This window comes from Pseudomonas avellanae BPIC 631 (assembly GCF_000444135.1).
Classification (GTDB): domain Bacteria; phylum Pseudomonadota; class Gammaproteobacteria; order Pseudomonadales; family Pseudomonadaceae; genus Aquipseudomonas; species Aquipseudomonas avellanae.
This window is the reverse complement of record NZ_ATDK01000486.1, coordinates 1-1,353: the sequence shown is the minus strand read 5'-3', so window position 1 is coordinate 1,353 and position 1,353 is coordinate 1. Positions and strand designations below refer to the sequence as shown.

Here is a 1,353-nt window from a genome sequence, read left to right as displayed (position 1 = left end):
GCGGCGGGTTTGCTTGCGTTTGCCTGCGTACTCAACGTCGGAAAAGCTCATTTGGCTCATGGGCGGCTCGGATCAGGTGGTCAGGCGATTTTCGCATATTTGAGACTTGTTCGGAGGTTCCTTAAAGAAACTTGAGGCGAAATCGGGGTAGTGCAGGTAATACTCGACTGTGGCTCCGTCGGTTTTGAGGGTGTAGTTGTAGATGGTTTTTTGGCGGATGAGCAGGCCTATAAAGTAGGCAAGATGGCCTCCAAGTGCAAGTATTACGCACACGAGAGAGGATGGGCTGTCTGAAAACATTACCCAGCCTAACCAAATAAAAAGTGAGCTTGCCATTACATGGAAGGCGGCAAACCCAAGCTGCGTGATCATGATTTCTTTAGGTGACCTCGCAAGTGTTTTGATTTTCCAGTTCAGGATGTCCTTACCTTTCGGCAGAGCCAGGGCTTTTTCTTGCTGAGTCATATGGGTGTGCCCTCTGCGACTTCCAGGGTCAGAGCGCCGATCCTGCTTGATGCCTTTACCTCGAGTTCCACAGCAGCCAGGCCGTCAATAGCCGTATCGCCTCGTATACCAAGCTCCATCTGAAACAGATAGCTTCTATCGTCTCCGCCAGGATTTAAAAGATTGGCCGGGTACCAGAGTTGCAACTCAAGGTACGTTGCGTCCTTGTCGAGCGGCACCCAGGTTTCCCAGATGAGGTCTTCGTTTTCAGGTGGCATGAGAGGGTAGGTAAAGTCTTCACTCGCCTTGCCAGCAGGCTTGTTGGTAAGCGTCCCGAACTGTTCGGTGTTCCTGAATTGCCCGCGGTCCAGAAAAGCTTCATGTATGGGCTGATCTATTTTTTCTACAGACAGCACGCCCAATGGTCGCTTGCTGCTGATGACATTGAAATGCACGGTCTGCCCGCGTAACACGTTTGGCAATCGTACTTGTACTCCAGTACCATTTTGTACCGCTACGCTGTAATAATCGCCTTTGCCAAGATAACGACTTTCATAATTCACTGTACTTTTTACATGAACCTGCGGAGATAATTGAATTTCCATCAGCGCGCGCACTTCTTCATGCTCGCCATCGGCAGTCTCGGCGTAGCGATAGTTCACGGTATTGGACCAACAGCACTTGCGTAGCCACCAGCCAACACTGTCTTGCTTGAAGTAATTAAGGGCCATCGTAGCAAGGAGATAGATAAAGCCCGTTGCGAACAGAGCTACGCTGAACCATGGATTCATCGCGATTATCGCAAAAGCGCTAGTGTACTGTTTTCGAAAAAATCAGCCACCAACTAACGGAAAATTCAAATCTTATCAATAGCTTAGCTTGCAGGTTATGGGTAACTTATTTCGAAAA

General features: G+C 49.1%; 2 pseudogenes. Both read right to left on the bottom strand.

Features of this window, described 5'->3' with window-relative positions:
• Positions 1-120 precede the first annotated feature (120 nt).
• Positions 121-465, bottom strand: a pseudogene (locus DW49_RS1000000132940) (permease); the annotation flags it as partial.
• Positions 462-1,256 (bottom strand): annotated as a pseudogene (locus tag DW49_RS0124155) (hypothetical protein); the annotation flags it as partial. The pseudogenes DW49_RS0124155 and DW49_RS1000000132940, both read right to left, overlap by 4 nt.
• Positions 1,257-1,353 lie beyond the last annotated feature (97 nt).